General features: G+C 54.8%; 17 protein-coding genes. 7 read left to right on the top strand and 10 right to left on the bottom strand.

The window, feature by feature from the left end; translation table 11 throughout:
- Nucleotides 1-95 precede the first annotated feature (95 nt).
- Nucleotides 96-869: a phosphate ABC transporter ATP-binding protein PstB gene (gene pstB, locus OGV79_RS02130; RefSeq protein WP_012000821.1), complete on the top strand. Its 774-nt coding sequence runs from the start codon at nt 96-98 to the stop codon at nt 867-869.
- A gap of 13 nt (nt 870-882) precedes the next feature.
- Nucleotides 883-1,608 carry a phosphate signaling complex protein PhoU gene (gene phoU / locus OGV79_RS02125; protein ID WP_012000820.1) on the top strand — a complete coding sequence of 242 codons (726 nt, stop codon included), beginning with the start codon at nt 883-885 and terminating at the stop codon, nt 1,606-1,608.
- 121 nt (nt 1,609-1,729) lie between these two features.
- Here phoU and yieH read toward each other — a convergent pair whose 3' ends face one another.
- The gene (gene yieH / locus OGV79_RS02120; RefSeq protein ID WP_012000819.1) at nt 1,730-2,395 is read right to left on the bottom strand and encodes a 6-phosphogluconate phosphatase; all 666 of its coding nucleotides are present in this window, start codon (nt 2,393-2,395) and stop codon (nt 1,730-1,732) included.
- A gap of 164 nt (nt 2,396-2,559) precedes the next feature.
- On the opposite strand from yieH, the gene adeP reads away from it, so the two are divergent.
- Nucleotides 2,560-3,897, top strand: a complete 1,338-nt coding sequence (gene adeP, locus OGV79_RS02115) for an adenine permease AdeP (protein WP_012000818.1) — start codon at nt 2,560-2,562, stop codon at nt 3,895-3,897.
- A 125-nt stretch (nt 3,898-4,022) separates the two neighbouring features.
- Here adeP and OGV79_RS02110 read toward each other — a convergent pair whose 3' ends face one another.
- The 9 genes from OGV79_RS02110 to rpmH all read right to left on the bottom strand — a co-directional run bounded on the left by OGV79_RS02110 (nt 4,023) and on the right by rpmH (nt 11,664).
- The gene (locus tag OGV79_RS02110; protein WP_012000816.1) at nt 4,023-4,589 is read right to left on the bottom strand and encodes an NADPH-dependent FMN reductase; all 567 of its coding nucleotides are present in this window, start codon (nt 4,587-4,589) and stop codon (nt 4,023-4,025) included.
- Between the two features lie 40 nt (nt 4,590-4,629).
- On the bottom strand, nt 4,630-5,382 hold the full coding sequence (locus OGV79_RS02105) for a 4'-phosphopantetheinyl transferase family protein (protein WP_071259092.1): 753 nt from the start codon (nt 5,380-5,382) through the stop codon (nt 4,630-4,632).
- 147 nt (nt 5,383-5,529) lie between these two features.
- Nucleotides 5,530-6,489 carry an HTH-type transcriptional regulator YidZ gene (yidZ, locus tag OGV79_RS02100; protein WP_012000814.1) on the bottom strand — a complete coding sequence of 320 codons (960 nt, stop codon included), beginning with the start codon at nt 6,487-6,489 and terminating at the stop codon, nt 5,530-5,532.
- Nucleotides 6,458-7,630, bottom strand: a complete 1,173-nt coding sequence (locus OGV79_RS02095) for an MFS transporter (protein WP_058668318.1) — start codon at nt 7,628-7,630, stop codon at nt 6,458-6,460. The genes yidZ and OGV79_RS02095 overlap by 32 nt, the downstream gene beginning before the upstream one ends.
- A gap of 180 nt (nt 7,631-7,810) precedes the next feature.
- Nucleotides 7,811-9,175 (bottom strand): tRNA uridine-5-carboxymethylaminomethyl(34) synthesis GTPase MnmE, encoded by a 1,365-nt coding sequence (gene mnmE, locus OGV79_RS02090; protein WP_286466969.1) that lies wholly within the window; start codon nt 9,173-9,175, stop codon nt 7,811-7,813.
- A 101-nt stretch (nt 9,176-9,276) separates the two neighbouring features.
- Entirely contained in the window at nt 9,277-10,923 is a 1,647-nt protein-coding gene (gene yidC / locus OGV79_RS02085) for a membrane protein insertase YidC (RefSeq protein ID WP_012000810.1), read from the bottom strand.
- Between the two features lie 2 nt (nt 10,924-10,925).
- Nucleotides 10,926-11,183 (bottom strand): membrane protein insertion efficiency factor YidD, encoded by a 258-nt coding sequence (gene yidD, locus OGV79_RS02080; protein ID WP_001307474.1) that lies wholly within the window; start codon nt 11,181-11,183, stop codon nt 10,926-10,928.
- Nucleotides 11,147-11,506, bottom strand: coding sequence for a ribonuclease P protein component (rnpA, locus tag OGV79_RS02075; protein WP_012000809.1), 360 nt, complete (start codon nt 11,504-11,506; stop codon nt 11,147-11,149). Before rnpA ends, yidD begins: the two co-directional genes overlap by 37 nt.
- A 17-nt stretch (nt 11,507-11,523) precedes the next feature.
- Nucleotides 11,524-11,664 carry a 50S ribosomal protein L34 gene (gene rpmH, locus OGV79_RS02070; RefSeq protein ID WP_000831330.1) on the bottom strand — a complete coding sequence of 47 codons (141 nt, stop codon included), beginning with the start codon at nt 11,662-11,664 and terminating at the stop codon, nt 11,524-11,526.
- 608 nt (nt 11,665-12,272) lie between these two features.
- Here rpmH and dnaA point away from each other — a divergent pair.
- Genes dnaA through gyrB form a run of 4 tightly spaced genes read left to right on the top strand, consistent with a single transcriptional unit; the run spans nt 12,273 to nt 18,297 of the window.
- Entirely contained in the window at nt 12,273-13,676 is a 1,404-nt protein-coding gene (gene dnaA, locus OGV79_RS02065; RefSeq protein ID WP_024130081.1) for a chromosomal replication initiator protein DnaA, read from the top strand.
- Nucleotides 13,677-13,680: 4 nt separating this feature from the next.
- On the top strand, nt 13,681-14,781 hold the full coding sequence (gene dnaN / locus OGV79_RS02060) for a DNA polymerase III subunit beta (RefSeq protein ID WP_012000806.1): 1,101 nt from the start codon (nt 13,681-13,683) through the stop codon (nt 14,779-14,781).
- Nucleotides 14,781-15,854 carry a DNA replication/repair protein RecF gene (gene recF, locus OGV79_RS02055; protein ID WP_012000805.1) on the top strand — a complete coding sequence of 358 codons (1,074 nt, stop codon included), beginning with the start codon at nt 14,781-14,783 and terminating at the stop codon, nt 15,852-15,854. Before dnaN ends, recF begins: the two co-directional genes overlap by 1 nt.
- A gap of 28 nt (nt 15,855-15,882) precedes the next feature.
- On the top strand, nt 15,883-18,297 hold the full coding sequence (gene gyrB, locus OGV79_RS02050; protein WP_012000804.1) for a DNA topoisomerase (ATP-hydrolyzing) subunit B: 2,415 nt from the start codon (nt 15,883-15,885) through the stop codon (nt 18,295-18,297).
- Nucleotides 18,298-18,381: the final 84 nt, after the last annotated feature.

The raw sequence follows: 18,381 nt of genomic DNA, 5'->3' as shown, positions 1-18,381 counted from the left end.
GGCGGCGTAAACGCCTTATCCGGCCTACAGATGTGAACAGCGGTTAATTTTTTACGGCGCGGCCAACGGCGACGCCGAATGAGGAAGAGATTGAAATGAGTATGGTTGATACTGCTCCGGGTAAGATTCAGGTTCGTGATTTGAACTTCTACTACGGCAAATTCCATGCCCTGAAGGATATCAACCTGGATATCGCGAAGAACCAGGTCACGGCGTTTATTGGGCCGTCTGGCTGTGGTAAATCCACACTGCTGCGTACCTTTAACAAAATGTATTCGTTGTATCCAGAGCAGCGCGCGGAAGGCGAGATCCTGTTGGATGGCGATAATATCCTTACCAACACCCAGGATATCGCTCTGCTGCGTGCCAAAGTGGGGATGGTGTTCCAGAAGCCGACGCCGTTCCCGATGTCTATCTATGACAACATCGCTTTTGGCGTGCGCCTGTTTGAGAAACTGTCTCGCGCCGATATGGACGAACGCGTTCAGTGGGCGTTGACCAAAGCCGCATTATGGAACGAAACCAAAGATAAATTGCACCAGAGCGGGTACTCTCTCTCGGGTGGTCAGCAGCAGCGTCTGTGCATTGCGCGTGGTATCGCCATTCGCCCGGAAGTTCTGCTGCTGGATGAGCCGTGTTCAGCGCTGGACCCGATTTCCACCGGGCGTATTGAAGAGCTGATCACTGAGCTGAAGCAGGACTACACCGTGGTGATCGTGACGCACAACATGCAGCAGGCTGCGCGTTGTTCCGACCACACGGCGTTTATGTATCTGGGCGAGTTGATTGAGTTCAGCAACACGGACGATCTGTTCACTAAGCCCGCTAAAAAGCAAACCGAAGATTATATTACTGGCCGCTACGGTTGATTTGGAGCTAACCATGGACAACCTAAACCTTAACAAACACATTTCCGGCCAGTTCAACGCAGAACTGGAAAGCATCCGCACCCAGGTGATGACTATGGGCGGTATGGTGGAGCAACAGCTTTCTGATGCGATCACCGCGATGCATAATCAGGATAGCGAACTGGCGAAGCGCGTTATTGACGGCGATAAGCACGTCAACATGATGGAAGTGGCGATCGATGAAGCGTGCGTGCGCATCATTGCCAAACGCCAGCCGACAGCGAGCGACCTGCGCCTGGTGATGGCGATCATCAAAACCATCGCTGAACTGGAGCGCATTGGCGACGTGGCGGACAAAATTTGTCGCACCGCGCTGGAGAAATTCTCCCACCAGCACCAGCCGTTGCTGGTGAGCCTGGAGTCGCTGGGGCGTCACACCGTACAGATGCTGCATGACGTGCTGGACGCGTTCGCGCGAATGGATATTGACGAAGCGGTGCGTATCTACCGTGAAGATAAGAAAGTTGACCAGGAATACGAAGGTATCGTGCGTCAGCTGATGACCTACATGATGGAAGATTCGCGCACCATTCCAAGCGTGCTGACTGCGCTGTTCTGTGCACGCTCCATTGAGCGCATTGGCGACCGTTGCCAGAATATCTGCGAGTACATCTTCTACTTCGTGAAAGGACAGGATTTCCGCCACGTCGGCGGTGACGAGCTGGATAAACTGCTGGCGGGCAAAGATCCGAAGGAATAAGCGGCTTGTTGCGTTCGCCGGGATCCCCCGGCGTCGCTATTGTAGGCCGGATAAGGCGTTACGCCGCATCCGGCATTCTGCGCCATTCGCCTGATGGCGCTTTGCTTATCAGGCCTACGGTTTAATCGACGATATTCCAACCCCGCGCCTTCCACAATCCCGGCAACTGCGCCAGATCGGTAAACGTCGTCACTTTCGGATGATCGATCGGTTTGTTGTGCGGATCGGCGCAGAAGTAGAACACCTCCATTCCCGCATCAATTCCCGACCGGGCGCCGGCACTGGAATCATCCACCAGAATGCAATTCTCCACGTTAACGTTCATGGCTTTTGCCGCGTGGAACATCAGAGCCGGATCGGGCTTCCAGCGTTGAATGTCATAGCCGCTGAACAATTTTTCTGGAAAATGATGCAACATGCCCAGCTTGCCCAGTGAATGCTGCATTTTGCTGACCGGGCCGTTAGAGACGACGCACATCGGCACCGTCATGCTGTCCAGCAGCGCATTTGCCCCTGCGATCACCTCCAGTTCTGAGTCGAACAGGCGTGCGACCTCGGCGCGGTAAACGGGTTCTAAATCCGCTTTTGCTAACGACACACCCTGCTCCTCGTTAATGATATCGATGATTTCGTAGAGTTTTACGCCTTTAAAGCGTTTGAACACCTCTTCGAGATCGAGCGTGATGCCGAATTCCTGGAACATCGCGACATACGCGCGGGAGCAAATGACTTCACTGTCGACCAGCGTACCGTCGCAGTCGAAAAATACCGCTTGAATCTGGGACATGCTTTCTTTTCTCGCTAGTTTAACGTTTTCGTAATGCCTTATTGTGCGACGCAATCGTTGCCGTATAAGCAAATTCAATGAAAAAAGTGTCTCACAACTGCCCTTATTGTCGCATTTTGGTATAGGATAGCGACGAATTTTCCCTCCTTGTTCGGAAATAGATAATGAGTCAACAACACACCACCCAGACTTCTGGTCAGGGTATGCTGGAACGCGTGTTTAAACTGCGCGAACATGGCACGACGGCACGAACCGAAGTGATCGCCGGTTTTACCACCTTCCTGACGATGGTTTACATCGTTTTTGTTAACCCGCAGATTCTTGGCGTTGCTGGCATGGACACCAGCGCCGTCTTCGTTACCACCTGTCTTATCGCGGCGTTCGGCAGCATTCTGATGGGGCTGTTTGCTAATTTACCGGTCGCGCTGGCGCCGGCTATGGGTCTGAACGCGTTTTTCGCCTTCGTGGTCGTTGGCGCGATGGGGCTGTCCTGGCAGGTTGGTATGGGCGCAATCTTCTGGGGAGCGATCGGCCTGCTGCTGCTGACCATCTTCCGCGTGCGTTACTGGATGATTGCTAACATTCCGGTCAGTCTGCGCGTGGGCATCACCAGCGGTATCGGCCTGTTTATCGGCATGATGGGGCTGAAAAACGCAGGCGTTATCGTCGCGAACCCGGAAACCCTGGTGAGCATCGGTAATCTGACCTCTCACAGCGTACTGCTCGGCGTGCTGGGCTTCTTCATCATCGCTATTCTGGCATCACGTAACATTCATGCCGCCGTGCTGGTCTCTATTATTGTAACGACGCTGCTCGGCTGGATGATGGGTGATGTGCATTACAACGGCATTGTCTCTGCGCCGCCAAGCGTTAGCTCTGTGATCGGGCATGTGGATCTGGCGGGCTCGTTTAACATTGGTCTGGCTGGCGTGATTTTCTCCTTCATGCTGGTGAACCTGTTCGACTCCTCCGGCACGCTGATTGGCGTTACCGACAAAGCCGGTCTGGCTGATGAAAAAGGTAAATTCCCGCGGATGAAGCAGGCGCTGTTCGTCGATAGCGTCTCTTCTGTGACCGGGGCGTTTATTGGAACCTCGTCGGTTACCGCCTATATCGAGTCTTCATCCGGCGTATCCGTCGGCGGGCGCACGGGCCTGACCGCCGTTGTTGTCGGTCTGCTGTTCCTGCTGGTTATCTTCCTGTCGCCGCTGGCGGGAATGGTGCCGGGTTATGCCGCTGCCGGGGCGCTGATCTATGTTGGCGTACTGATGACTTCCAGTCTGGCGCGCGTGAAATGGCAGGACCTTACCGAGTCTGTTCCGGCGTTTATTACTGCCGTGATGATGCCGTTCAGCTTCTCGATTACCGAAGGTATCGCGCTGGGCTTTATCTCTTACTGTGTGATGAAAATCGGCACCGGACGTCTGCGTGAGCTGAGCCCTTGCGTGGTGGTTGTGGCGTTGTTGTTTGTGCTGAAGATTGTGTTTATCGACGCGCACTAATTGCCGCTGATACGGCGCTGCGCGAGGTGTCCAGGCCTGACAAGCGTAGCGCCATCAGGCAAATTTGATAGCCGGATGGCGGCCAAACGCCTTATCCGGCCTGCGGTCCTACGCGCGCGCTGTTATCACGCTTTAACGCGCTGAATGTAATCGCCAAACGCGGTTAGCTGGCCGGTAAGATGATCAATCGTGCTTTGATCAACCACTTCCCCGGTTTGCGGGTCAACTTTGTTCTGAATCACGCCGCCCATAAACTCCGGTTTGTTCATTACCATCGCATCAAGGAATACCAGAATCTGGCGCAGATGATACTGACAGCGAGCGCCGCCGATTGCCCCCATTGAGCTGGTCTGGATCAGCACCGGTTTCCCGGCTAACGGCTGTTCTGGCAGGCGGGACAGCCAGTCGATCGCGTTCTTCAGTCCGCCTGGCACCGAGTAGTTGTATTCCGGTGTGACGATGACGACGCCGTCCGCTTTACGGATTTGCTCCGCCAGCGCTTCAACGCTCGCCGGGAACCCCTCTTCCTGCTGCACATCAGCGTCATACAGCGGAATATCGCCAATCGAAGGTAATGCGCTGACCTCCATGCCTGCCGGGGCAATTTTCGGCAGCGTGCGGGCGACCATACCGTTAAATGAACCTTTGCGCAGGCTCCCCAGTAACGTAACAACATTCAACGTTTCGGACATGATTACTCCTTTTCATCATGGCGGCCGGGACAGGGCCGAATCAGCTAAGTGTATAAGATGACTTTGCTGTGGATAATTGAGCGAATCGCATCAGGCGACCGGTAGGTTCATTCGCCCGGGTCTGGATATCGGCCAGGCTTTTCCATCCTTGCTTACTATCAAACTCCCAAACATTCAGTTTTTCAATGGCTGGCGTAACCGCCACCGACCAGACCAGAATATCTTCCGCGTCGCATATTGCCTCCACCTGCGTAACGTGGGCGCATTTCAGGCGGCCTGCGCCGGGAAGGAGCTGGAGCTCACGCGGATCGTCATTCAGTACGTCACCGGTTAGCTTTAGCACGCTCTGGCGTAAGGTGATCAGTTGCGCACGCGCTTCGTTGGGATCGCTCTGATTGTTGATCCACAGATTTTCGTTGCTGGAGAACGCCGGACTCTCGGCTGAGAGTGGACTATGGAAGCCTCGTATGGCTCGCTGTAATTCCATATCCAGACCGCATTCCCCCTCCGTTGTCAGCGCCACTCCCACCATATTCCCGGCATATGAGATGGAGAACGCGGGCAGATTTTTATCGCGAAAGACAGGCTTCCCTTTGGCCTGAATAGCAATTTCCGGCAGCTCGCTGGTTCCGTAGAGCATAAACATCAGTTCAGCGAGTAAGCCGCGTGAAGCCAAAAAACGTGTCCGGCGGTGAGCGGGAAGGTTTCTGGCTTCGATGTGGCATGGAGAAGGCAGACGGACTGAAATCAGGTGTCCCTCCGTAAGAATCCCTCTGGCAAAATGTGTCGCCATTTTTCGCTCCGTGATTAATGGTCCGTGATTATTACGAGAGTAACATTTACGTAGATTATGGACAGGTTTTACTGGTCAAAAGTTCGACAGAAACAGCGGCGCTTACGCGACTTTTACATTTCTGACGCGGTCGTGGTTAATTTACCGTCAGGAGAGGTGGCTATAGAGCGTTTTGATGGTCTCTTTTAACCAGATAATTTTAGGGTTATGGCTGTTACGCTTATGCCAAAGGAGGGTAAAAGGCACCATCAGCTTTTCTCGCTGGGCGGCGTCAAAAGGGAGAGGACGCGCGACCAACGGGAGCTGGTGGAGCTGGTTATAACGCTGGCAGTAGAGAGGCGCGGTCGCCAGCAGCGAGTGGTTCGGCTGGGCGGCCATAAACAGCGATTGTTCAAACCCCGGTAAACTTAAGGCGATGTTGCGTTTGCGGCCCATCTCCTGCAATACATCATCCAGCGCCCAGGTGTCGCTTTGCTCCCAGCAAATGCTGATATGCGGATAGCGTAAAAATGTTTCCAGATTCCACTCTTCTTGTAGCGCCGGGTGATCTTCCCGCAGCCAGACCCAGGGGAGGTCGCTGAACAGGACTTCAAAATCGATAGACAGCGGCAGCAGGCTGAGAAGCTCCCGCGAACGGGGATGGCTCTCCCTTCCGGTAAAGCCGAGATCCACCTCGCCGCGTGTGATGGCATCCAGCGAGTCGTAATCCCAGTTACGCACCTTGATTGTGGCCTGCGGATAGCGCTGATAAATCTGCTGCGACAGAGAATTGAACATGATCATTACCAGCGGCGACTCTGCCGCCAGTTCAAATTTCAGGCCGCGTGGCGATTCGTGATGCGGTTTATCAAGCAGCTGATTGCTCATCTGCATCCAGTCCGCCAGGCTTTGCTCCATATTGACCATCAGCGGCGTCGGCGTCAGCCCCAGCGGCGTGTTCACAAACAGCGGGTCATCAAACCATGTTCGCAGCTTTGACAGCGACTTACTCACCGCCGAGGGCGTGACGTTCATCCGCTTCGCCGCTTTGGTGACGCTGCGCTCCTGCATCAGAAGCTGCAAACATAACAACAGATTAAGATCGAGACTGGTGATGGATTTTTTCATAGTGCGCTGCGGGCTGTATGGTCATCAGTAACAGGATACAGACCATGCTACAGCCAATCAGAATCCCGATCAGCATATTCAGGGCGTTAAAGCCAATGACTGCCGCCAGCCATATCCACAGCGATGACCCGCAGACCTGTGCAATGCCGAGTACAGAGCTTGCGACGCCAGCACGCAGTGAGAATGGGCCTAATGCCTGGCTCATCGCCACGCCAAAGCCAACTGAAAAACCCGCGCAGATGAGCGTCAGGCCAAAGAGCGTGACGGCGTGAGAGGATGAGAGGCTGAGTACGATGCCCGCAGCCAGAAACAGCCCTTGCGACGTGAGCATCAGCGTGCGCGGTTTAAATACGCTCAGCGCAAAGGGCGTTGAGAACGACACTGCCATGCTGATGCCTGCCGTCAGCGCCATTGTGGTGGCGTATTCACCGCGATCAAAGCCCATCATTTCCATGAGCAACACCGGCGAGGTGTTTACAAATGTGAGGATCACCGACACGCTCAACGTGGTGATCGCCAGACGGCTGAGGAAAAAGCGGTTGAGCAGCGACTCTGCATTTTGCTGAGGGCGCGAGGTCGATGAGCATGTTGCCGGGCGCGTTTCTTTCAGGATAAACACCGAGAGCAGGCATACCGCAATACCCATCGCTATCATCGTGTAAAACAGACTTTGCCACGGGAATTTAAGCATAATCAAATGCCCTAGCACTGGCGCTAATACCGGTACAATGCAGGTAATTCCGTTTAATAGCGATAACACTTTCGCCCGGCGGTGATCGTCCAGCGTGTCGCGCAAAATCGCAAACGCCACCACATAACAGCACCCTGCCCCGATGCCCTGAATAAAGCGCCCGGTCAGGAACAGCGACCCGTCCGTTGCTCGTGAGCAAAGCATAGAGGCGATGATGAATATCACCGCGCCCGCTATCGCCACCGGTTTGCGCCCTGACTGGTCTGCAACTTTACCCGCAAACAGCATTGCGGTGGCCATCCCGGCCAGGTATACCGAAAACGCGATGTGCAGCTGCGCCTCGCTGGCGTTCAGATCGGCGGCAATACGGGGTAAACCGACCAGATACATGTCGATACCGGCTGGGTAGAGTAAAACAAGGGCAAAACTACAGATTAGAAAGCGGGTCATAGCGTCCTCACAATAAGCGTGGCGCTAAGAATACGGGGAGGTTTTCAGTGACGCGAGTTGCCATTTGGACAACGGTGATTTCCTGTGAGGAAATTTATTATTGCCGGATGGCGGCTTTGCCTTATCCGGCCTACAGATTTAGTCGGCCCGGTAAGCGTAGCGCCACCGGGCAAAACAACATCACTTGCCAATACAGAAGCTGGAGAAAATACGGCCCAGCAGATCGTCGGAGGTAAACTCGCCGGTGATCTCACTCAGCGCCTGCTGCGCCAGACGCAGCTCCTCCGCCAGCAGTTCGCCAGCCCAGGCGCCAAGCAGCTGTGATTTGCCCTGCTGGAGATGTTCTGCGGCTTCTGCCAGCGCCTGAAGATGGCGACGGCGGGCAAGGAAGCCGCCTTCCATATTGGTGTCAAAGCCCATGCTTTGTTTGAGATGGTTACGCAATACGTCCACGCCTTCGCCGGTACGGGCGGAAAGACGGACAAGTGAGTGACCATTCACCTCGCTGATACCCAGCGTCTCGCCAGTGATGTCAGCTTTGTTGCGCACAACGGTGATCGGCAGTTTTGTCGGTAAACGGGCGATAAAGTCCGGCCAGATTTCCGCCGGATCAACGGCATTGGTGGTTGTGCCATCCACCATAAACAGCACGCGGTCGGCCTGTTCTATCTCCTGCCAGGCGCGCTCAATCCCAATACGTTCCACTTCATCGCTGGCATCGCGCAGACCGGCGGTATCGATGATGTGCAGCGGCATTCCGTCGATGTGAATATGCTCGCGCAGCACGTCGCGGGTGGTGCCAGCGATATCGGTGACAATGGCGGCCTCACGGCCCGCCAGGGCGTTCAGCAGGCTCGATTTCCCGGCGTTAGGGCGTCCGGCAATGACCACCTTCATCCCTTCACGCAGCAGGCTGCCCTGACGCGCTTCGGCGCGTACCGCATCGAGATCGGCGATCACGCCGTTGAGCTGGGCTTCAATTTTGCCGTCGGAGAGAAAGTCGATCTCCTCGTCCGGGAAGTCAATGGCCGCTTCCACATAGATGCGCAGGTGAGTAAGTGCTTCCACAAGATGATTTACACGCGCGGAAAATGCCCCCTGTAGCGAGTTCAGCGCCGAGCGTGCCGCCTGCTCGGAACTGGCGTCGATCAGGTCGGCAATCGCTTCTGCCTGGGCTAAGTCGAGCTTGTCATTGAGGAACGCGCGCTCGGAGAACTCGCCCGGTCTGGCAATGCGCAGGCCGGGGAGCGTCAGAATACGTTTTAACAGCAGGTCGAGAATGACCGGGCCGCCATGCCCTTGCAGTTCCAGTACGTCTTCACCAGTAAACGAGTTCGGGCCAGGAAACCACAGCGCGATCCCCTGATCCAGCGCCGTGCCATCGGCATCTTTAAACGGCAGGTAATCGGCGTAACGCGGTTTTGGTAGCTTGCCCAATACGGCTTCGGCCACCTCGCGCGCCTTGAGGCCGGAAATGCGCAGGATACCGACGCCACCGCGTCCCGGTGGGGTAGCCTGGGCGACGATAGTGTCGTTATGGCTCATGATCTTCTCTTTTTTGCTAATAAAAAAGGCGGTCAATTGACCGCCCTGTCATCGCTGTTCTGATTGCCGGGTGGCGCTATGCTTACCCGGCTTACATGGAATCAGGAGCTTTTCTTCTCGCGGCTATGCAGGCCACGTTTCTCCAGACCACGGTAAATCAGCTGCTGCTGGATGATGGTTACCAGGTTGCTGACGATATAGTACAGCACTAGACCTGACGGGAACCACAGGAAGAATACCGTGAAGATGACCGGCATAAAGGTCATGATCTTCTGCTGCATCGGGTCGGTCACGGTGGTCGGAGACATCTTCTGGATGAAGAACATCGTCACGCCCATCAGGATCGGCAGGATGTAGTACGGGTCCTGTGCGGACAAGTCATGGATCCACAGTGCGAACGGCGCATGACGCAGTTCAATGGAGCCCATCAGCATGTAGTACAACGCCAGGAAGATAGGCATCTGGATGATCAGCGGGAAGCAGCCGCCCAGCGGGTTAACCTTCTCAGCTTTGTACAGGGCCATCATTTCCTGGCTCTGACGCTGTTTGTCATCGCCCAGACGCTCGCGCATAGCCTGAATCTTCGGCTGTAGCATACGCATCTTCGCCATGGAGGTGTACTGCGCTTTCGTCAGCGGGTACATGATGCCACGAACGATAAAGGTGATAACGATGATGGAGAAGCCCCAGTTACCCAGGAAGCTATGAATCCATTTCAGCAGTTTGAACAGCGGCTGAGAGATGAACCACAGCCAACCGTAATCAACGGTCAGATCCAGGTGCGGTGCAACGGCCGCCATTTTATCCTGAATTTCCGGGCCAACCCACAGGGTGCTGGTCATTGCGCCAGTCTGACCCGGCTGTACCAGAACCGGCTGAGATTTATAGCCGATAGCGGCAATGCCGTTACCCAGATTAGCGGTATAGAAGTTATTGGTGCCGTCGTTACGCGGAATCCATGCCGTTGCGAAGTACTGCTGCAACATGGCGACCCAACCGCCGTTGGAGCTGACGTTCAGGTTTTCGTTATCGGCAATAGTGTCGAATTTGTATTTTTCGTACTTCTCATCCGGCGTGGAGTACGCCGCGCCACGGAAGGTATGCAGTGCAAAGTTGCTGCTACCGGTGTCGCGATGAGACGGCAGATTGATGGATTGCTTCAACTGACCAAAGGTGGAGATCTCCAGCGGTTTCTCACCGGCGTTCTGCACGCTGTAGTTGACGTTGACCGCATATTCACCGCGTTTGAGGACAAACGTTTTGGTGAAGGTGTTGCCAGCGGCGTCAGTCCAGGTCATCGGAACATGCAGTTCGTTCTGGCCATCCGCGAGGACAAACGTGTCGTTATCGACGCTGTACAGCGGACGCGGGCCGTTAGCCGGGTTATCCGGGCCGTCACGACCGGTCAGGCCGCTCTGCGCCTGGTAGATAAACTGCGGAGTCGTTTCCAGCAACTGGAACGGTTCTTTAGAACCCAACTCTTTCGGGTAAGTTGGCAGCAAGGCCTGCTCAACATCACCGCCACGGGTGTTGATGGTCAGATCAAGCACGTCGGTCTTAACCGTAATCAGTTTCCCCTGGCCACTGGCCGGTACGCCCTGGTCGGCGGCGCTACCCGCTGCGGTGGTCGTTGTCTGCGTGGTCTGTTGGGTCTGAGGCTGCGGATTTTTATCCTGCTCCCAGGCTTGCCAGATCATGAAAGACACGAACAGCAAAGCGATGACTAAAAGATTGCGTTGCGAATCCATCGTTAGTGTTCTCTGGTATCAAATGGTCCGGGCGGGACGGGATCGTCACCACCAGGGTGTAAAGGGTGGCATTTTAATACGCGTTTCACCGTCAACCAACTGCCTTTTATCACTCCAAACCTGCGCAATGCCTCAATTCCGTAGCTTGAGCAGGTTGGCGTGAAACGGCAATGCGGCCCAAGCAGCGGACTGATCAGGCGTTGATAGACCCGTATAAGGGCTATCAGGACCCGCGAGCCAGGCGACAGTGGCGGCGCCATAATTTTTCCAACGCTTCCGAGAGAGCACGGTTATCGAGGTCGGCAACCCCTTTTTTCGCCACCACCACGAAATCCATTGCAGGGAGTTCATGTTGACGCAGACGGAAGCTTTCACGCGTCAGACGTTTAATCCGATTGCGTTCATGCGCGCGTCGAACGTTTTTCTTGGCGACGGTTAGACCGATGCGGGGATGCCCCAGCGAATTCAGGCGGCCGAGAATGGTGATTTGCGGCGTGCCAGCCCGTTGTGGCTGCTGGAAGACAAATGTGAAATGACTGGGAGTTAACAAACGTAACTCCCTGGGAAATGCGAGCTTAACCACTCAGGGGTTAGCTTTTATTACTTGGAAACGGTCAGACGAGCGCGGCCTTTAGCACGACGACGTGCCAGAACCTGACGACCATTTTTAGTAGCCATACGAGCACGGAAGCCGTGAGAACGGTTGCGCTTCAGTACAGACGGTTGAAAAGTGCGTTTCATGGCGATTTCTACCTAAACTTGAATAAATTCACTGACTTTTGCGTATACCCGAACGATTATCGAACGACTTACGCCTCAGCGTGGGTGATTAAAGAGGCCGGATTGTAATAATTGTACACTCCAGAGTCAATTCTCTTTCCTTAAAACCCTGCGTTTTTCCGCACCTTTTCGCGCGAAAAACAAGCAGCGCTAACGCCGTACGATGGGCATTGTACAACGGGTGGAGGATTATACGGACTGCCGAACAAAGCGCAAGGATCGCACGGGATCTTTATTAGATCGTTTATGCAGTATAGCGTCTTTACTCATTAATTTTTTCAATATGCGCGCGAAATCGTGCAGCACTTCGCCTGGATCGTTTACACTTACCCGGTTCTGGATCATCCTGTGGATAAATCGGGAAGAATCTGTGAGAAACAGAAGATCTCTTGCTCAGTTTAGGCTATGATCCGCGGTCCTGATCGTTTCAACGGATCCTGATCGGGTAAAATTGCAGATAGCAATTCGCACGTCACCCTTTTATGCACAGGGTCTTTTCGACGTGCGTCAACAATCATGAATGTTTCAGCCTTTGTCATTTATCGACTTTTGTTCGAGTGGAGTCCGCCGTGTCACTTTCGCTTTGGCAGCAGTGTCTTGCCCGATTGCAGGATGAGTTACCAGCCACAGAATTCAGTATGTGGATACGCCCGTTGCAGGCGGAACTGAGCGATAACACGCTGGCTTTGTATGCGCCAAACCGTTTTGTGCTCGATTGGGTAAGAGACAAGTACCTCAATAATATCAATGGACTGCTGAATAATTTCTGCGGAGCGGATGCCCCACAACTGCGTTTTGAGGTCGGGACGAAACCCGTCACTCAAACGCTCAAAACGCCGGTCAACAATGTTGTTGCACCTGCGCAGGTCGCTCAGGCGCAGCCACAGCGTGCGGTGCCAGCCGCGGCGCGCCCGGGCTGGGATAACGTGCCGGCTCCGGCAGAACCGACCTACCGCTCTAACGTCAACGTGAAACACACGTTTGATAACTTCGTCGAAGGTAAATCCAACCAACTGGCGCGCGCGGCGGCGCGTCAGGTGGCGGACAACCCCGGCGGCGCCTACAATCCCTTGTTCCTCTACGGCGGCACCGGTCTGGGTAAAACTCACCTGTTGCATGCGGTGGGCAACGGTATTATGGCGCGCAAACCGAATGCGAAAGTGGTGTATATGCACTCCGAGCGCTTTGTGCAGGACATGGTTAAAGCCTTGCAAAACAACGCGATCGAAGAGTTTAAACGCTACTATCGTTCCGTTGATGCACTGCTTATCGATGACATTCAATTCTTCGCCAATAAAGAACGATCCCAGGAAGAGTTTTTCCACACCTTTAACGCCCTGTTAGAAGGTAATCAGCAGATCATTTTGACGTCGGATCGTTATCCAAAAGAGATCAATGGCGTTGAAGATCGTCTGAAATCCCGCTTCGGCTGGGGGCTGACGGTGGCGATCGAACCGCCTGAGCTGGAAACTCGCGTGGCGATCCTGATGAAAAAAGCGGACGAAAATGATATTCGTCTGCCTGGCGAGGTGGCGTTCTTTATTGCCAAGCGACTACGCTCTAACGTGCGTGAGCTGGAAGGGGCGCTGAACCGCGTGATCGCTAACGCTAACTTTACCGGACGCGCTATCACTATCGACTTTGTGCGTGAAGCGCTGCGCGATCTGCTGGCGTTGCAGGAAAAGCTGGTCACCATCGACAATATCCAGAAAACGGTGGCGGAGTATTACAAAATTAAAATTGCGGATCTGCTTTCCAAGCGTCGATCTCGCTCGGTAGCGCGCCCGCGTCAGATGGCTATGGCGCTGGCAAAGGAGCTCACCAACCACAGTCTGCCGGAAATTGGCGACGCGTTTGGTGGACGTGACCACACTACCGTACTTCATGCCTGCCGTAAGATTGAGCAGTTGCGTGAAGAAAGCCATGATATTAAAGAAGATTTCTCAAACTTAATCAGAACATTATCTTCGTGACGCTATGAAATTTACCGTTGAACGTGAACATTTATTAAAACCGCTTCAGCAGGTCAGTGGCCCGCTGGGCGGTCGTCCTACGCTGCCCATTCTCGGTAACCTGCTGTTGCAGGTGGCTGACGGTACGCTGTCGCTGACGGGCACCGATCTTGAAATGGAAATGGTGGCGCGCGTTGCGTTGATTCAGCCTCATGAACCAGGCGCAACTACCGTCCCGGCGCGGAAATTCTTTGATATCTGCCGTGGCTTGCCGGAAGGGGCTGAAATTGCCGTCCAGCTGGAAGGCGATCGGATGCTGGTGCGCTCCGGGCGTAGCCGTTTCTCGCTTTCCACGCTGCCTGCCGCCGATTTCCCTAATCTGGATGACTGGCAGAGCGAAGTCGAATTCACCCTGCCGCAGGCAACGATGAAGCGCCTGATTGAAGCCACCCAGTTCTCAATGGCGCATCAGGACGTGCGTTACTACTTAAACGGCATGCTGTTTGAGACTGAAGGTGAAGAGTTGCGTACCGTCGCGACCGACGGTCACCGTCTGGCGGTCTGCTCTATGCCGGTCGGGCAATCTCTGCCTAACCATTCGGTGATTGTGCCGCGTAAAGGCGTGATTGAGCTGATGCGTATGCTCGACGGCGGCGAAACCCCGCTGCGCGTACAGATCGGCAGTAACAACATCCGCGCCCACGTCGGTGATTTTATCTTTACGTCCAAGCTGGTTGATGGTCGTTTCCCGGATTATCGCCGCGTATTGCCGAAGAACCCGGACAAAACGCTGGAAGCGGGTTGCGATATTCTCAAGCAGGCGTTTGCCCGCGCGGCGATTCTCTCCAACGAGAAATTCCGTGGCGTACGCCTGTATGTGAGCGAAAACCAACTCAAAATCACCGCCAACAACCCGGAACAGGAAGAAGCGGAAGAAATTCTGGACGTCACCTACGGCGGTACTGAGATGGAGATCGGTTTTAACGTCAGCTACGTGCTCGATGTGCTGAACGCGCTGAAATGTGAAACCGTGCGTATTCTGCTGACAGACTCCGTTTCCAGCGTACAGATTGAAGATGCGGCGTCTCAAAGTGCTGCGTATGTTGTGATGCCAATGAGACTGTAATGTCGCTCACCCGCCTGTTGATCCGCGACTTTCGCAATATTGAAAATGCGGATCTCGCTTTATCCCCCGGCTTTAACTTCCTGGTTGGCGCAAACGGTAGCGGCAAAACCAGCGTGCTGGAGGCTATCTATACGCTCGGCCACGGCCGGGCGTTTCGCAGTTTGCAGATTGGCCGCGTCATTCGTCACGAGCAGGAGTCGTTTGTCCTCCACGGACGTTTGCAAGGGGAAGAGCGCGAAACCGCCATCGGCCTGACGAAAGACAAGCTGGGCGACAGCAAAGTGCGCATCGACGGCACCGACGGTCACAAAGTGGCGGAGCTGGCGCACCTGATGCCGATGCAGTTGATTACCCCTGAGGGGTTTACTTTACTCAACGGCGGCCCCAAATACAGAAGAGCGTTCCTTGACTGGGGATGCTTTCACAACGAAGTCGGTTTTTTTACCGCCTGGAGCAACCTGAAGCGGTTGCTCAAGCAGCGCAACGCGGCGCTGCGCCAGGTAAGCCGTTATGAACAATTGCGTCCGTGGGATAAGGAGTTGATTCCTCTCGCGGAACAAATCAGTACCTGGCGTGCTGAGTACAGTGCTGGTATTGCGCAGGATATGGCGGATACCTGCCAGCAATTTCTACCGGAGTTCTCCCTCACCTTCTCTTTTCAGCGCGGTTGGGAAAAAGAGACGGATTATGCCGAGGTGCTGGAGCGGAGCTTCGAACGCGATCGCATGTTGACCTACACCGCGCATGGCCCGCACAAAGCGGATTTCCGCATTCGTGCTGACGGTGCGCCGGTGGAAGATACCTTATCGCGTGGGCAGCTTAAACTGCTGATGTGCGCTTTACGACTGGCGCAAGGGGAGTTCCTCACCCGTGAAAGCGGGCGGCGGTGTCTCTACCTGATAGATGATTTTGCCTCTGAACTTGATGATGCGCGTCGCGGGCTGCTGGCCAGCCGCTTGAAAGCGACGCAATCACAGGTCTTTGTCAGCGCAATCAGCGCTGAACACGTTCTGGACATGTCGGACAAAAATTCGAAGATGTTCACCGTGGAAAAGGGTAAAATAACGGATTAACCCAAGATAAATTGAGCGAGAAACGTTGATGTCGAATTCTTATGACTCCTCCAGTATCAAAGTCCTGAAAGGGCTGGATGCGGTGCGTAAGCGCCCGGGTATGTATATCGGCGACACGGATGACGGCACCGGTCTGCACCACATGGTATTCGAGGTGGTAGATAACGCTATCGACGAAGCGCTCGCGGGTCACTGTAAAGACATTATCGTCACCATTCATGCCGATAACTCCGTATCCGTGCAGGATGACGGGCGTGGCATCCCGACCGGTATTCACCCGGAAGAGGGCGTTTCTGCTGCGGAAGTGATCATGACCGTGCTGCACGCGGGCGGTAAATTCGACGATAACTCCTATAAAGTGTCCGGCGGTCTGCACGGCGTGGGTGTTTCCGTGGTTAACGCCCTGTCCCAGAAACTGGAACTGGTTATCCAGCGCGATAACAAAATCCACCGTCAGATCTATGAGCATGGCGTACCGCAGGCGCCGCTGGCGGTGACTGGCGAAACTGACAAAACCGGTACGATGGTGCGTTTCTGGCCGAGCCTGGAAACCTTCACCAACGTCACCGAATTTGAATACGAAATTCTGGCTAAGCGTCTGCGTGAGCTGTCCTTCCTGAACTCCGGCGTCTCTATTCGTCTGAAAGACAAGCGCGACGGCAAAGAAGACCATTTCCACTACGAAGGCGGCATCAAAGCGTTTGTTGAGTACCTCAACAAGAACAAAACGCCGATCCACCCGAATATCTTCTACTTCTCCACCGAAAAAGACGGTATCGGCGTGGAAGTGGCATTGCAGTGGAACGACGGTTTCCAGGAAAACATCTACTGCTTTACCAACAACATTCCGCAGCGTGACGGCGGTACGCACCTTGCAGGCTTCCGTGCGGCGATGACCCGTACCCTGAACGCCTATATGGATAAAGAAGGCTACAGCAAGAAAGCCAAAGTCAGCGCCACCGGCGACGATGCGCGTGAAGGCCTGATTGCCGTGGTTTCCGTGAAGGTGCCGGACCCTAAATTCTCCTCCCAGACCAAAGATAAACTGGTCTCTTCCGAGGTGAAATCGGCGGTGGAACAGCAGATGAACGAGCTGCTGAGCGAATACCTGCTGGAAAACCCGTCCGACGCCAAAATCGTGGTCGGCAAAATTATCGATGCGGCGCGTGCGCGTGAAGCCGCGCGTCGTGCGCGTGAAATGACGCGTCGTAAAGGCGCGCTGGATCTGGCGGGTCTGCCGGGTAAACTGGCGGATTGTCAGGAACGCGACCCGGCGCTGTCTGAACTGTACCTTGTGGAAGGGGACTCCGCGGGCGGCTCTGCTAAACAGGGTCGTAACCGCAAGAACCAGGCGATTCTGCCGCTGAAGGGTAAAATCCTCAACGTGGAGAAAGCGCGCTTTGACAAGATGCTCTCTTCCCAGGAAGTGGCGACGCTGATCACTGCACTGGGCTGCGGCATCGGTCGTGACGAGTACAACCCGGATAAACTGCGCTATCACAGCATTATCATCATGACCGATGCGGACGTCGATGGCTCGCACATCCGTACGCTGCTGTTGACCTTCTTCTATCGTCAGATGCCGGAAATCGTCGAGCGCGGTCACGTCTACATTGCGCAGCCGCCGCTGTACAAAGTGAAGAAAGGCAAGCAGGAACAGTACATTAAAGACGATGAAGCGATGGATCAGTACCAGATCTCCATCGCTCTGGATGGCGCAACGCTGCACACCAATGCCAGCGCACCGGCACTGGCGGGCGAAGCGTTAGAAAAACTGGTTTCTGATTACAACGCGACGCAGAAAATGATTGGCCGTATGGAGCGTCGCTTCCCGAAAGCGCTGCTGAAAGAGCTGGTTTATCAGCCGACGCTGACGGAAGCCGATCTTAGCAACGAACAGGCTGTCACCCGTTGGGTGAACGCGCTGATTACCGAGCTGAACGAGAAAGAGCAGCACGGCAGCCAGTGGAAGTTTGACGTTCGCGAGAACGCCGAACAGCAGCAGTTCGAACCGATTGTTCGCGTGCGTACTCACGGCGTGGATACCGACTATCCGCTGGATCACGAGTTTGTTACCGGCGGCGAATACCGTCGCATCTGCACGCTCGGCGAGAAGCTGCGCGGTCTGATCGAAGACGATGCGTTCATTGAACGTGGCGAGCGCCGTCAGCCGGTTGCGAGCTTCGAGCAGGCGCTGGAGTGGCTGGTGAAAGAGTCCCGTCGTGGCCTGGCGATTCAGCGCTATAAAGGTCTGGGCGAGATGAACCCGGATCAGCTGTGGGAAACCACGATGGACCCGGAAAGCCGTCGTATGCTGCGCGTCACCGTGAAAGATGCGATTGCCGCCGACCAGCTGTTCACTACGCTGATGGGCGATGCTGTTGAACCGCGTCGCGCCTTTATCGAAGAGAACGCCCTGAAAGCGGCAAACATCGATATCTAATCAGCTTGTAGGCCTCTCCTGTAGGCCTGATAAGCGAAGCGCCATCAGGCAGTTCGTCAGCCTTTGCCGGATGGCGGCTTAGGC

The sequence above is a fragment of the Citrobacter sp. CK185 genome (assembly GCF_030333565.1).
In the GTDB taxonomy this organism is placed as follows: domain Bacteria; phylum Pseudomonadota; class Gammaproteobacteria; order Enterobacterales; family Enterobacteriaceae; genus Citrobacter_B; species Citrobacter_B koseri.
The sequence above is the reverse complement of the archived record's forward strand: the minus strand, read 5'-3'. Positions and strand labels throughout refer to the sequence as shown.